Origin of the sequence: Francisella sp. SYW-9 (assembly GCF_008711465.1) — a bacterium.
GTDB lineage: Bacteria > Pseudomonadota > Gammaproteobacteria > Francisellales > Francisellaceae > Francisella.
Map to the genome: position 1 here is coordinate 18,763 of NZ_VXKQ01000004.1, position 15,262 is coordinate 34,024.

Sequence of the window (15,262 nt, forward strand, 5' to 3'; positions counted from 1 at the left end):
TACTTAAACCAAATGAATAGCTGTAATAAACATATCAATCAGCTTAATACATATAAATGGCACTATTACACCACCTAAACTATAGAATAAAAGATTCTTACGTAATAAGGTTTGCGATGATGCGACTACATTTTTTACCCCAATTAATGCCATTGGAATCAAAAATATAATGATTAAAGCATTAAATATCACAGCTGATAATATCGCACTTGTGGAAGAATGAAGATTCATTATATTCATAGCGCCCAAACTTGGAAAAGCTGTCACGAATAATGCAGGAATTACTACAAAGTATTTTGCAATATCATTAGTCACACTAAATGTTGTTAGAGCTCCTCGAGTAACAAGTATTTGCTTACCAATTTTAACAATCTCTATGATTTTCTTAGGATCCGAATCTAGATCAACCATATTACCAGCTTCTCTAGCTGCAGAAGTTCCTGTAGCCATAGCAATACCAACATCTGCTTGAGCAAGTGCAGGAGCATCATTTGTTCCATCGCCACACATTGCTACAGTTTTACCCTCTTCTTGAGCCTTTATAATATAATCGAGCTTATCTTGAGGTGACGCTTGAGCAACAAAATCATCAACACCTGCTTCAGCTGCAATCGCTGCCGCAGTTAGAGGGTTATCACCAGTAATCATTACAGTCTGAACACCCATTTTACGTAACTCTTCAAAACGCTGTTTAATCTTTGGTTTAATAATATCTTTAAGATGTACAACTCCTAAAAGTCTATCTTTTTGAGCTACTGCTAGAGGTGTACCACCTTGCTCAGATATTTGCTCTGTAACTTTTTTAAACATTGCAGATAGACCACTATCAAGCTTACCTTCTAGATAATTCTCTACAGAAGATATAGCTCCTTTTCTTATCTCTAAATTTTGGTAATCTATACCACTCATTCTTGTATATGCTGAGAAAGGTATAATTTCTGCTTCTGATAAATCTACTTTCTTTTTATCAAAACCAAAGTTCTTTTCTGCCAGCTTAACTATTGATTTACCTTCAGGTGTCTCATCTACTAAAGAGCATAACCATGCAGCATGTGCTAGTTCCTCTGGAGAAGCCGCCCCTAATGGAATAAAATCTGTCGCAAAACGATTACCTAATGTAATAGTCCCTGTTTTATCTAAAAGTAATAAATCAATATTACCAGAAGATTCCACAGCTCTACCTGACATAGCTACTATGTTGAACTTTAATAATCTATCCATACCTGATATCCCAACAGCTGAAAGCAGACCTGCTATTGTTGTTGGTATTAAAGTAACAAATAAAGCTATCAATACTACTGCTGATAACCGAGTCTTGCTATACATTGCCATGCCATATAAAGAACATATCGCAAATATAAAAATCAACGTCAAACCTGATAACAAAATAGTCAAAGCAATTTCATTTGGTGACTTAAGTCTTTTAGCGTTCTCAACAAGATCAATCATCTTATCTAAGAAGCTTTCACCAGGATTAGATGTGACTTTGATTTTGATACTATCAGATAAAACTTTTGTACCTGCGGTTACTGCTGAGTTATCTGAACCTGCTTCTTTAACAACTGGTTCTGATTCACCTGTTATTGCTGACTCATCAATTGTTGCCATACCTTCAATAACATCACCATCACATGGAATAAAATTGTTAGTATCGACAAAGACAATATCACCAATTTTAAGACTCTCTGCATCAACTTTTGTAAGATTTCCTTCACTATCTTCCTTCATAGCAAAGAGCTTTGACTTAGCTGCTTTTAGTGTATCTGCTTGAGCCTTACCTCTACCTTCAGCAATACCTTCAGCAAAGTTGGCAAAAAATATTGTAAACCACAGCCAAATAACCACTTGTAATGTAAAGCTAATGCTTTGACCAGAAAAAAGTTCTGTAATTAAATATAATGTACATAATAAAGTAACAACTTCAACACAGAACATAACAGGGTTTTTGATCATCTGGCGAGGATCACATTTTGTAAAAGTTTTTGCTAGAGCTGGTACTAATAGCTCTTTTGATAATAAACTAGGAGATTTTTTTGTACTCATAACTTCAACCTATAAATAAGTTAGATTTAATTGATCTAATATTGGACCCAAGCCTAATGCTGGGAATATTGTCAAACCACCAATTATTAATATTGTGAAAAACACCAATACTGAAAATATAAAACTTGTCGTATCTAACGAACTAATTTCACATATTTGCGAGCTACGCTTTTTCTTAACTAAAGAACCAGCTAACATTAGTACTGCAAAAATTATGCCAAATCTACCAATAAACATACTCAATGCTATAGTTATATTTAGATAGCTAGTATTTGCTGCTAACCCTGCAAAAGAACTACCATTGTTATTTGCTCCCGAAATATAAGCATATAATATTTCTGAGAAGCCATGAGCACCACTATTTGTTAAAGATGCATGCACGCTTGGTATAACGCTCGCTATCCCTGTAAATACCAATACACAACATGGTGAAACTAATAAAGCCAGTATTGTCCATTTCATATCGTTGGCTTCTATACGTTTACCTAAGAAGCTAGGAGCTCTACCAATCATTAATGAGCCAATAAACACAGCTAACATTAAAAACATAAAGAAACCATAAAACCCAGCTCCAATACCTCCAAATACAACTTCACCTATTGCCATATTTAGCATAGCCATCATCCCACCAATAGCAGAATAACTATCCATTACACTATTTACACCACCATCTGAAGCTGATGTAGATACTGTATTGTACAAAGTTGAATTAAATATACCAAAGCGAGTTTCTTTACCTTCCATATTAGATAAATGTCCTACTTGACCATATATATCTTGGATATACTTGCTATCAAGAAAATCTAAACCATGAAGCTCTGAGATTGTCATAATAAGTAAAGAAATAATAAATAAAACCAACATCACCCCAAAGATTGTCCAACCTTGCTTTGTATTACCAACCCACTTACCAAATGTGTAAGTTAAAGCTGCTGGTATAGCAAGTATTGAGATCATTTCAATATAGTTTGTTATTAGCGTTGGATTCTCATACGGATGTGCTGAGTTAGCACCAAAGAAACCACCACCATTAGTTCCAAGTGACTTTATTGCCTCTTGAGAAGCTACTGGACCTTGAGGAATAATTTGCTCACTCCCAGCTAGAGTATGAACATGTAAATATGCCATTATATTTTGTGGCACTCCTTGAAATACATATACAACGGCAATAACTATTGATATAGGTAGTAATATCCAAAATAAACCTTTACCAAGATCATTCCAGAAATTACCAACAGTTGCTGTTTCATGTCTAGCTACTGATCTTATCAAAGCAATTGCTACAGATAACCCAACTGCTGCTGAAACAAAGTTCTGTACTGCAAGAGCTATCATCTGTGAAAAATAGCTAACACCTGTTTCTCCAGAATAACTTTGCCAGTTTGTATTTGTCACAAAGCTAATAGCTGTATTAAACGCCTGAGAAAGACTCATACCTTTTATTTCTTGAGGGTTTAAAGGTAAAATCCCTTGTAAAACCAATATTAGAAAAACAAATATAAAAGCCATTATTGAGAAACTTAATAAGCTAAAAAAATAAGCTTTTGCTGTTTGCTCTTTTCTTGAACTTTCTCCCAAGAATAATAAATATAATCTTTGGAACGGTCTAGCAAACCAATCTAAATTAGTTCTTTCATTATTAAAAACTTTAAATATATAGTTTCCTAATGGCTTTGTTAGCAAAGCTATTATTACTATAAAGATTACAAATATTATAAAGTTTAGATACATAGCCTACTCCTACCAATTAAAATTTATCTGGAAAGATAAGAGTCAAAGTCATATAAACCGCTAAAGTTATCATTACAACTGCAGAAAGAAAAATCATATTAACCTCTTTTTATATTTTAAATTTATATCAATTTTTCAAAGGTGATAGATTATAGATTGTGGTGGTATAAAAGTTCTATTAGGAAATAATAAAGAAAGTATAAAATTTTCATAAAATTTTGTATTTTAAAAGACAACTAAATCATGAGCACGATCTTCTAAACTTATTAATTTAACATCAACATTAAAGGATTTTTGAATATTATGTCTCGTCAGAACATTTTTTGTTTTATCAAAAGCTATAATTTTACCATTTTTAAGTAACAAACTATTTTCATAATATTCTAAAGCAATATTTAAATCATGTCCTATGACTAATATAGCTAAACTATTCTGTGATATAAGGTTTTTTAAAATCTCAAGAGTTTGACGCTGATAATATATATCCATATGTGCACTATATTCATCTAAAAACAAGTAGCCGCTATACTCTTTATCATCACTATTTAACTGCACTAATGCTCTTGCTAGCTGAACACGCTGACGCTCACCTCCAGAAAGTTGCTGATAACTTTTTTGACAAAACACCTCTGCTTCAAAAATCCTTAAAGCCTTCATTGCTCTAAGATAGGAGTCTTCTTTTAAACGTCCATAGGTATACGCTAACGTTCCTAGTAGAACATAATCAATAACTTTTATATCTGTAGATACTGACTCATGTTGTCTAACTAAAGCTATTTGTTTACTAAGCTGATTTGCCGGTATATTTTTTAACAGTTGATTATCTAATAGAATTTCACCAGTATAATTATGAAAATCTCCACATATCAATTTTAGCAATGTTGACTTTCCTGCGCCATTTGCACCTAATATACCTGTAATAGAACCTTTAGCGACTTTAAATGACACATCATCTAGGAGTCTTTTTTTGCCAATATTTAATGTAATATTATTTATCGATAACATTTAAGCTCCCCCATTTTGGACTTTTTTACTAAATAAAAGATATACAAAATAAGGTGCGCCAATAAGAGCTGTCATAACACCAACAGGAAGCTCTGCTGGAGATAATATTATCCTTGATAAAACATCTGCAACTGTTAATAATAAAGCCCCAAATATCGCGGAGAAAAACATCAAATACTTATGCTCATTACCTATCAAGAAACGCATGATATGAGGTACAACAAGACCTATAAAAGCAATTGGTCCAGCTACAGCAGTACTTGCTCCGACTAAAAGAGCAATTATAACTATACTTTTGAATTTATATTGTTGAATATTTATACCCAACATCCTTGCATATTCCTCTCCTGAAATCATTGCATTTAAATATTTCGGAATATTTCTCATAAATAAAACTGCTACAACGACACTGACTAATAAAAATACAACTTGCCCCCATGTAATATTGGCAAAACTTCCCATACTCCAAAATGTAAAATCTCGCAAGATACCATCTTCTGACAAAGATATAATCACACTTATTAACGCTCCACATAAAGCATTTATTGCAACTCCTGCTAAGACTAATATACCAAGATTACTTCTTCCTTTTGTAACAGATAATAGATAAGTTATAAATGTAACAATTAAGCTACCAACAAATGCACTTAAACCCATCCCCCAAGTTGCTAAAAAGCTATACTGGATAACATTATTAGTTATTATTAGGAACATGATTGCAAATAACGAAGCTCCACTAGTCATACCTAAGAGAGCTGGATCTGCGAGAGGATTCCTAAAAAGGCCCTGCATCATAACTCCTGATACCGCAAGTCCAGCCCCAATAACCGCTGAGGCAACTAGCCTTGGTAAACGCAACTGTAAAATAACTTGCTCAACTAGAGTATTATTTTTGTCAAATATACTATCAAGATTAAAGCTTAACGCTCCTAATTTTATTGATAAAAAACAAACTATAATTAATAATACTATTAAAATCATACTCCACAACTGATACTTTCTTCGCTGAGTAACAAATAGTTTTCTTGCAAAAGCCTGTGTTGAATCCATTATTTCACCTATAAATAAATTTTCTGAGCTAACTGAAGCTCAGTACTTCCAAAAATGCTACCAAAATTATCTAACCTAATAGCATTAATCCTAGCAATCTTAGTACCATATTGACTATGTAGGAAATCAAGCTGCTGCTTATAAGGAATAGAAGCTTCTTTATTTGCCTGAGCTACAACGACTACCGATGGTTTAAGACTTAATAGCCCTTCTTTTGATACAGGTCTCATCCCTGTAAAACCTAAGATATTATCTGCTCCAACAGATTTTAACCAAGTATCTCCTATAGTATTTTTACCTAATAGATAAGCACCATTACCAGATATTTGTAATAATAGTAAAACTTTAGGTTTAGTCTTATTAGGCTTTTGTTTATAGTATTGATTAATAATTTCTTGAGTTTTGCTTTCTTGATTCTCTAATTTTTCAATCAGCTTATTAGCTGCTTTTTTAGAGTTTGTAATATCCGCAATTGTTAAGATATTTTTCTTAACATCAGATATATTTTTAGTTTTTCTAAGACGTATAGTCTTGATACCAAAGTCGTGAAGCCTATTAATTACTGAAGCTGGCGAAGCTGATGGATCAACAATAACAACATCAGGTTTCAAAGCAACAATACTTTCTATAGTTAAAGCTCGCATATAGCCTATATTTTTCACATTGGTGTTACCATGCTTAGTTATCTCTTTTATGCTCTCCAGGTCACTACCAACTATATCTTTATTATCAAATATTGACGTTGTTGAGCTTGCGGTAGGTCCAATTGTAATAATTGACTTTGCGAAACTATTCGAAAAAGCACATAACATTATTAATAATATAAAAGTATTAAACTTATTTATTCTAAGCATTTTGTTGTTCCTTTAAATTAAATGATATTGTCTGCTCAACTGTTGTTGAGACAGCTGTAAAACCACTTTTTGCTGGAGTAAAGACTAATTTCTCAAACCATTTAATTGCAGCCTGATCTAGATCATCAAAACCACTAGATTGTAAAATATGAACTCCAACAACTTGGCCTTTTGAATTTATATTAGCTTTGATTCTTACATGTCCTTGTTCATTATTTTTGATTGCTGAACTTGGATAGTCTAGTTTTGGCGGTGTATATTTTAGTTTTGGCTGCTGGGTTATTTTAGCTATGGCTTTATTCTCTTTAACATTAACATTTGCGGACTTTTTATGTACTTTGGATTTCTCTTGTTTATGAGGTTTATTCTTAGTTAACTTAGCTTTGGTATTTTTTGTTTTTTTAGCTGCTTTTGTCGCATGTTTTAGCTCTTTAGCAGTAACCTCTTTAGAGCTTGTCTTTGGTTGACTGACTATATTTATTTTCTTAACTATCTCCTCTATTGATTGAGATTTTAGCTGAGTTTCGCCAATATACCACTCTGTAGATTTTGACTGATTTAGTGCAGCATAAATACTGTAATCAACGAATATTGAACCAACAATTGCTACTGTAAACTTAAGTGTCCTAAGCATATATGCCCTCTCTAAAAATTATAGCTTGCTTGCAAATAAAAATTTCGTCCCATCGCAGGCACAAGATTTTGTCCATCATAGTTTTGGTAATATCTATTAAAGACATTGTTAACCCCAGCACTTACATTTAATCCTTTAAAGCGTTTAGGTTGCCATTTATAACCTAGGTTTAGTAAGACATAACCGGGAACATTACTAATTGGATTCTCACCTCCAGGTGGAACTCTATTTTGTGTTAAAGCGTAGTTAATACTTGTTTGAAAAGAGCTATCTATTGGCTTGATAGGAATATCAAGTGTTGCTATTCCTTTTGCTCTAGGAATAGGTAGAGGGCTTCCTGAAGGCACCAGACTTCCTCCAGATCCTTGATAAGCAGATAAGCTCTCTCCTCTTGTATAAGTAAAGTTTGTCCCAAAATCAAACCAGCTATTATGATATTTAAATGCCAAACTATAACCCAATAGTTGAGCATGAGAGATATTTATATTTTGTATTTCAATAGGATAGGAAGCAGCATTAACTTTGGAATCAACAATAAAATTACTAACATCATTTAAGAATATATTACTATTAAAATAAAAGCTCTGTGTTGGAGTTAATTGCTTATTAACTGTAATACCAACAGATTTGTTATGACCTATTTCTGGTTTTAGATTAGCATTTGGAACAAACTGTAAGAAGCTCATCCCTGGATGACTTCCTCCTAAGAATAAATCCTGAAGAGATGGGATTCTATAGCCTTCTGTATAAGCAAAGTATACTTTTAATGGTTTAATAATCTTATAACTAATGCTTCCTTGTTTTGTAAAGAAAGCTCCTCCATTTTGGAGTTTACCACTTTGACTATGGTAGCCATTAACACGCCCACCTAGAGTTATATTTAGCTTAGACGTAATATCCCAACTATCCTGTAAGTAGCCACTATATGTTTGCTGATTAGCTGTAGGAAAATTTAAACTATTTTTCCCAACATTAAAGCCATTAAAAAATTTAAATTCTGTACCGTAAACTAAGTTTTGCTTTAGAACAAAAGTCTTATTAGTGATCCTAAAGCCAGTGGTATTAATCTTTATATTTTGAGGTACCGCAAAACCTTGTCCATCATTGATAGGGTTAGAGTTATAGTTATTTCTGATATAAAAAACTTTAGCTGCTAAATTAACATAAGGATTATTAGGGTTTAGATAATACTCTAACATCACTTGTTGTTGTAAGAAGTTAAACTTTGAAGGTGGATTATATTCTCCTACAACATCATTTATCGTCGCCGGATAAAGTCCATTATTTTGCATCGATAACCAATACGCTTTAAAGGTTTGTATCTTTGAAATATTCCAAACACCTTTTAATAAGAACTGTAGATTATTACTTGCTGAGTAAGGTAGATTAGTATGATTACCTAAACGAATATCATTATTACGACCACCAACAATATCAAATAAGTAACTAAAATCACCTACTTTGAAAGCTACTGCTGTATTACCATTAACTCCTAAATCTCCAGTTTCTCCACCTACGCCTAGCTTAGTAGCAAATGCCCTACCTTTTAATAAATCACTAGGATCAATAGTTTCAAAGTTTACAGCACCACCTAGTGCACCGTTACCATAGACTATATTACTACCTGACTGATCTGCAGAAACCTGCTTATAAAGAGACTCACTAGGTAGCTGACGTGTTGAGTTATGCCCAAAGGAAGCAAAGTTATTATTGATACCATCAATACCTACAAATACTCTATTAAAAGCTAAGCCTCCCATACTTATGTTTTGAGATATCTCTCTACTTCCACTAAATATCTGCACCCCTTGCAATTTATTTAGCTGGTCTGCTGTTGATAAGATCAAAGAGTTCTTTGAATTAGACGTAGATAATGGAGGTGCAGCATTTGCACTTTGTTCTACAGACTCTTTTTTCTTTTTATCTTTTTTTATGTTTCCAACATCAGCTTTTTTTACAGCTGCTACCTCGATCTCTCCTAAATCAACAGTATCACCATTATTTGCCTGCTGAGTTTGTTGAGAATATGCACACGAGAACATAAATAGTGATAACATAATTTTCACTAATATATTTTTTTTCATTTTTCTGATCTTAGTTTAAGGCTATTTAGTTACTTGAATATCTGCTGTAGTTAGTCCTAACTCTTTTATAGCAGCAAAAATCTCAAGCATATTTTGTAGTGATATTTTCTTATCAGCAGCTATCTCTATCTCTTTTAAGTCCTTATTTTTTTGTATGCTTTTAAGGTATCTTTGTAGACTATCAAGAGAATCAAAATGCTTATTATTGACAAGAAAATTCTTTGAGCTTTTAATATATACTGTCATTTTCAACGCTTTACTTTGAGATACCGCTTGACCTTTCACCTCCGGTAACGGTAACTTAAGTATATGTTGAACTGGTCCAGCTAACAGCACAAACATCACTAACAACACAAGCATAAAATCAAGTAGTGGAATTAGGTTAGGTTCATCTAACTCAAGGCTACTATTGTAAGATTTATTTGTACTTGAAATCATATCTAAGCCTGCTTTTTCACATAAAGATTATCTGTTAAATATTGTGTTTTATTAGCTATTTTTTGACGCTCTAAGCCTAGTGCAAGATCATTTAAAACCTCTTCAGCGCGAAATAGGTAGCTCTCGCTATAATGTCGAAAACAATAGAAAGTAAACATACTGATCAATGCTAAGATAATACCTAGAGCTGTAGCGTACATAGCCTCAGATAGATATAAAATCATATGTTCAAGACCACTACCATTAAGAGACTCAGCAAGAGCTTTAAATGAGTGGCTCATGCTCCAAATTGTTCCTAATAACCCTAACATAGGTGAAACAACCGCAAAGAAATTTAGCCAAACTAATGGTTGCTGTAAGCGCTGACGCTCTTTACGCATTAATAAGCTAACCGCATTCTCTGCAATATCTTTAGACTCTAAAAGTAATGGTGTAATATATTTAGATAACTTGCTATTAGTATTATCAATCCTATTTTTTATCGCATTGCTATCACCCTGGCCAACTAAAGTTATTAAGCTTTCGACCTGTAATGATTTAAACCTTGGTAAAAAAATAAATGTAATACATCTTTCAATACATATAGCAGTAAGTATTAAACTTACCAACAGCATTAAATAACCCACTAGTCCAAACTGGCTCAAAAAATAGCTAATCATAATTAATCCTAACTTTGTTGTGCTCTGGCTTTTTTACCCATTTCTATAAAGGCTGTTTTAAGACTCTCTAAAGTTTCTACAGGTTTTTCAAAATTAATATAGTGATTTTTATATTCACTTTGTAACCATAGTCCTTCTTGATCAAAATAGATCATTTTAAGTTCAGAATAATATGTTTGATTTAGAACATGTAATTGATAGCACAGTTTAATAAGTTCTAGATTCTCTTCATTTATATGCTTAACAACACTAGATATAGAGTCTCCTGTAAAATTCTGTTTTAAACAAAAATCATCTTTTTTAATCCAGTGGGCATCACCAAAACCACCTATAAATCTAACTCGCTCTATTTCTATCTCACAATAGTTAAATCCTTTATGACTAGAAAAACCTGCTTTGTTAGGAAAAAATAATGAATAGATTTCTTTATTATCCTCTAAATTAGATTTTCTTATACTACCTATAATAGTAACTCTGGGTGTCGCTCTAATATCAGTAGTCTCATCTCCAATAATTGTCAACGAAACTTTATTATCAACATTAATATTGCGTGTATGTTGTGAAAGGTTAGCAATATATACAACAATATTACCTTGTTGATTAATAGCATACTCAACCATAGAGCCAAAAGGATACCCTGGCATAGAAATCAACTGAGTAGATAATACTCCATATAGTTTTTGTCTAACTACGCGTCTAGCTCGAAAAGCTGCATCTTGTTTTTTATTCATTACCACTCCAAATGAGATTTATTATCATTTATATTTATTTGTGTGGTAATGATAATCATTATTATTTGATGATCAATAGAATATACAGCAACTTTTTAAATAAAATTATCCAAAGATGGGAGTAAACTAAGATAAATTGGTTTAACACATTATGCTATATAGTATGGAAATAGATTATTTCAGAAAAAATCAATGCTATGCACAATACCTCTTTAATTAGAAATAAAACCCTCCTATAAAACCAGTAATGAAGTTGATTATTTATATAACTCTTAATAAAAACACCTACAAATGGATTTAGCTATACTATAATGGACTATGAGAAAATTAAAACTGTATTGTTTTCCTTCAGTTTATACTACAAACTATCGCCTACTATAAATTGGTAGTTAATTCTTTATTTCATATATTATACTCTAAGAAGTTTTATTTATTATGCTAATAAATGTATGAAAAAAGTAACGTTAATTATCTTTAGTTTTATAATATTTAATTTTAGCTTTGCTAATAAACCCCAATTATATTTATTCTTAGGTTATGGTAGTGCTAAAGCCCATATTAAACAAATAAATAATCCTCAAGTTGTAGGTGCTCAAATAATATACTCCTGGAAGCAATTAGAACCTCAAAAAAATCATTATGATTTTTCAGCTATTGAAGATGATTACCAAACTTTGAAAAAATATCACAAGAAGCTTTTCATTCAACTACAAGATAGGACTTTTAACATAAAGAATATTCCGCTACCGAGATATCTTCTAACTAAAGAATATAATACTGGTGTTATTCAACAAACAGATTTTGCTGGAGAAGGTAAACCTCTTGGAGAAGGTTGGGTTACTAAACAATGGAATCCAAGTATAAAGTTAAGGTTTCATAAGCTTATCAAGCAATTAGCAAAATCATTTGATGGTAAAATTGCTGGGATAAATTTACCTGAGACTGCAATAGATATTAATGAAAAATATTTGACAAAAGATTTCTGTGATGCTTATTTCAGTTCAATAATTGATAATATGCTTTTCTTAAGAAAAGAGTTTAAGAAAAGTAAGGTTGTTCAATATGTTAATTTCTTGCCATGTGAATGGAATAATGACCACGGTTATATGCAAAAAATATTTAATATAGCATTAGAACACAATATCGGGGTCGGTAACCCTGATACCGTGCCATATAGAAGATCACAAATGAAAAATAGTTATCCATTTTTTAATAAGTATAAATCAAAATTACCTTTAATAGCTATCGCCGTTCAAGAACCTGATTATACTTATACGAATCCTAAGACAGCTAAAAAATTCACTCCTGCCGAGTTATATAATTGGGATAAAGATTATATTAGTGCAAATATTATTTTCTGGAATACTCAACAACCGCAGTTTAAACAAGTTTTACAACTATTCTCTTAATTAGTCGAAGTCAATTGAAAAAGTTGTTATCAAAGATATTACACACATATTTATTCTTCTATAGAATAGTTGTATGTATCTTTTATTACTAACAATAGATACATTAAGAAATTAAGAGGATATATTAAGTTTTTTAGCAGATACTACGAAACGATATCAAATACATGATGCTATGTATAAATTTTTGTTCATAGAAAAGAATTCAGTTAACTTTTTTAATAAATAAATTATGTGTAAATATTTTATATTTATCTGGATGCTTTTTGATTTTTTCTACTAATACATTACCGCCTTGCCGGTCAGTTTGCTTAAATGACTCAAACTCCACTATATATTGTATATCCTCATAATCTAATCTAGTCTTATCAGAAGATTTTGTAAGTTGCTCTCTATAACCACCTATGACTCTAAGCCGATTAGTTATTTCACTTTTTGCCAGGGAAAGCATTAATGCTACCTCTGAAATAGATTTAGTATTATTCTTTTTCATTATTAGTACCTCGCCGATACCCTTATATAAAGAGTATAGTTAAAGTTATACTCCGTAAATCTAGATTCTGTTACTTAATAATCACGCTGGAACATCTGTTAACCTTAAGTAAGGCTTTACTTCTTCAAATCCATTTTTAAAAATAACTGCGGCTTCTTCATTTGAAATATCTGGGGTTATAACACACTTATCTCCGCTATCCCAATTAACAGGCGTAGCAAGAGCGTATTTATCTGTTAGCTGTAATGATCTCATAACTCGTAATATTTCATCAAAATTACGACCTGTAGATGCTGGATAAGTAAGAGTAAGTCTAACTTTTTTATTAGGATCAATTATGAAAACACTACGCACAGTTAAGGTATCAGATGCATCAGGATGAATCATATTATAAAGAGTTGATATCTGCTTACTTGAGTCGTCTATTATTGGATAGTCTACTATTGTATTCTGTGTTTCATTAATATCTTTTATCCACTCTTTATGTTCCTCAACAGTATCAACACTAAGTGCTATAACTTTACAATTAAGTTTATCAAGTTCTGGTTTTAATTTTGCTGCCATACCTAACTCTGTGGTACATACAGGAGTAAAATCCTTAGGGTGTGAAAATAAAATACACCACTTATCCCCTATCCACTGATGAAAGTCAATTGTTCCTAAAGTTGTTTTAGCACTAAAGTTTGGTGCAATAGTTCCTAATTGTATACTCATTGTAAATCTCCTTAAATTTCTATTTCATTAATATAATCAATACTTATATTAACGTTACAATTTAAATCCTAGTCTTTGTTACAAGGAATTTCTGCAAATTTATCTAGCAAAATTGTGAATATATCAATTAAAAAGCATTGTTCACGAGCACCATTAATTATTAAAAATATTTACGAAATACTAAAAAGAGATAAATTGATAAATCATACAGTTATAGATTAAATTACTTATTTATTAAGAAAGAGGGGGAGTATCCACTAAATTGTGTCTGTAGCTAGTCGACTTTATAATTAAGTTGAAAGAAAAAATAAAGGACTAGCTCAGGGAATTAATAAATATTTCAAGCTCAACATTCCTAGAGATAGGTTATCAATGTTTAAACCAGTATTTTTAGAGTGTGTAAAAGCTCAAGATGCGCAAATGCAAGATTTAGCATTTAAGCTTTACACAAGGGTTTAACAACTAGAGATATAAATGAGCTTTTCACAGAGATTTATGATAAGAGTTTATCAAGCTCAAGTGTATCAAATATCACAAACAATTTGAACAAGAACGTCAAGCTTGGCTTTCTAGAGAACTAGATGAACAATACTATTTTATCTATATCGATGCTCTATTTGTACCTATAAGACGAGATACTTTAACTAAAGAAGCTTTTTACATTGTACTTGGTCTAAAACCTAATTTACAACGAGATGTACTAGGTGTTTATAACATCCCCCAAGAATCAGCATCTGGTTGGTCTGAGGTTATAGAAGACTTAAAGTCTCGAGGACTAAGAAAATGTTTAATGGTTATTGCTGATGGTTTAGCTGGATTATCAGATATTGTTAAACAACAGCTACCAAATACTTTATTTCAAAGGTGTTTGGTTAACAAAATTAGAAATTTGCTTTTAAAGGTTAGAGCTAAAGATAAAAGAGCTTTAGTTGATGATTTTCATGAGATATTTGAATTGGAACAACCTCAATATAACATTGATAATGCTATAACTAGGTTAGATACATTTATTGAGTATTGGAGTTGTAAATATCCTTCGTTCGAAAAAGCTTTTAAAGATCAAGATATTGAAAATTACTTTGCATATTTAAATTTCCCTAGTACCATTCATAGAATGATTTATACTACTAATTGGATTGAGAGATTAAATAAAGAGATTCGCAGAACTACTAAGATTAGAAACTCTTTTCCTAATCCTGATAGTGCGATGAATCTTATTTGTGCTTGTTTGATAGACTTCGAACAAAAAACTTATAGATATCCTGTGACTGCTTTTTGTAAAGTTAAGGATATTTTGGATGCAAAACTCGACAAGCTATAGACACAATTTCTTGGATGGTATCGAAAGAAGAACTAAAATGAATAAAAAAAGGGGAAAATTCTAGATTTATATAAACGAGAAAGCCCCATATTTCTATGA

13 protein-coding genes and 1 pseudogene are annotated in these 15,262 nt (G+C 31.8%); 2 read left to right on the forward strand and 12 right to left on the reverse strand.

Annotated elements, in window-relative coordinates; genetic code table 11:
* Positions 1–3 precede the first annotated feature (3 nt).
* The 10 genes from kdpB to F3D62_RS00920 all read right to left on the reverse strand — a co-directional run bounded on the left by kdpB (position 4) and on the right by F3D62_RS00920 (position 11,229).
* On the reverse strand, positions 4–2,043 hold the full coding sequence (kdpB, locus tag F3D62_RS00875) for a potassium-transporting ATPase subunit KdpB (protein ID WP_150466370.1): 2,040 nt from the start codon (positions 2,041–2,043) through the stop codon (positions 4–6).
* 9 nt (positions 2,044–2,052) lie between these two features.
* Positions 2,053–3,774, reverse strand: a complete 1,722-nt coding sequence (gene kdpA, locus F3D62_RS00880) for a potassium-transporting ATPase subunit KdpA (RefSeq protein ID WP_150466371.1) — start codon at positions 3,772–3,774, stop codon at positions 2,053–2,055.
* Positions 3,775–3,999: 225 nt separating this feature from the next.
* The gene (locus F3D62_RS00885; protein WP_150466372.1) at positions 4,000–4,779 is read right to left on the reverse strand and encodes an ATP-binding cassette domain-containing protein; all 780 of its coding nucleotides are present in this window, start codon (positions 4,777–4,779) and stop codon (positions 4,000–4,002) included.
* Positions 4,780–5,829: a FecCD family ABC transporter permease gene (locus F3D62_RS00890; protein ID WP_150466373.1), complete on the reverse strand. Its 1,050-nt coding sequence runs from the start codon at positions 5,827–5,829 to the stop codon at positions 4,780–4,782.
* A gap of 8 nt (positions 5,830–5,837) precedes the next feature.
* Positions 5,838–6,683, reverse strand: coding sequence for an ABC transporter substrate-binding protein (locus tag F3D62_RS00895; RefSeq protein WP_150466374.1), 846 nt, complete (start codon positions 6,681–6,683; stop codon positions 5,838–5,840).
* Entirely contained in the window at positions 6,676–7,317 is a 642-nt protein-coding gene (locus F3D62_RS00900; RefSeq protein ID WP_150466375.1) for an energy transducer TonB, read from the reverse strand. The genes F3D62_RS00895 and F3D62_RS00900 overlap by 8 nt, the downstream gene beginning before the upstream one ends.
* 11 nt (positions 7,318–7,328) lie before the next feature.
* Positions 7,329–9,401, reverse strand: coding sequence for a TonB-dependent receptor domain-containing protein (locus F3D62_RS00905; RefSeq protein WP_150466376.1), 2,073 nt, complete (start codon positions 9,399–9,401; stop codon positions 7,329–7,331).
* A gap of 21 nt (positions 9,402–9,422) precedes the next feature.
* Positions 9,423–9,839, reverse strand: coding sequence for an ExbD/TolR family protein (locus F3D62_RS00910; protein WP_150466377.1), 417 nt, complete (start codon positions 9,837–9,839; stop codon positions 9,423–9,425).
* A gap of 2 nt (positions 9,840–9,841) precedes the next feature.
* The gene (locus F3D62_RS00915; protein WP_150466378.1) at positions 9,842–10,498 is read right to left on the reverse strand and encodes a MotA/TolQ/ExbB proton channel family protein; all 657 of its coding nucleotides are present in this window, start codon (positions 10,496–10,498) and stop codon (positions 9,842–9,844) included.
* Positions 10,499–10,506: 8 nt separating this feature from the next.
* The gene (locus F3D62_RS00920; RefSeq protein WP_150466379.1) at positions 10,507–11,229 is read right to left on the reverse strand and encodes a HugZ family protein; all 723 of its coding nucleotides are present in this window, start codon (positions 11,227–11,229) and stop codon (positions 10,507–10,509) included.
* Between the two features lie 449 nt (positions 11,230–11,678).
* On the opposite strand from F3D62_RS00920, the gene F3D62_RS00925 reads away from it, so the two are divergent.
* Positions 11,679–12,638, forward strand: coding sequence for a hypothetical protein (locus F3D62_RS00925; RefSeq protein ID WP_150466380.1), 960 nt, complete (start codon positions 11,679–11,681; stop codon positions 12,636–12,638).
* 202 nt (positions 12,639–12,840) lie between these two features.
* Here the strand turns inward: F3D62_RS00925 and F3D62_RS00930 are convergent, their stop codons facing one another.
* Both F3D62_RS00930 and F3D62_RS00935 read right to left on the reverse strand, forming a co-directional pair.
* Positions 12,841–13,128, reverse strand: coding sequence for a hypothetical protein (locus F3D62_RS00930; RefSeq protein ID WP_150466381.1), 288 nt, complete (start codon positions 13,126–13,128; stop codon positions 12,841–12,843).
* Between the two features lie 81 nt (positions 13,129–13,209).
* On the reverse strand, positions 13,210–13,842 hold the full coding sequence (locus F3D62_RS00935) for a peroxiredoxin (protein ID WP_150466382.1): 633 nt from the start codon (positions 13,840–13,842) through the stop codon (positions 13,210–13,212).
* A 491-nt stretch (positions 13,843–14,333) separates the two neighbouring features.
* Between F3D62_RS00935 and F3D62_RS12895 the strand changes: the two are divergent.
* Positions 14,334–15,163: pseudogene (locus F3D62_RS12895) on the forward strand (IS256 family transposase).
* The last annotated feature ends 99 nt before the right edge of the window (positions 15,164–15,262 follow it).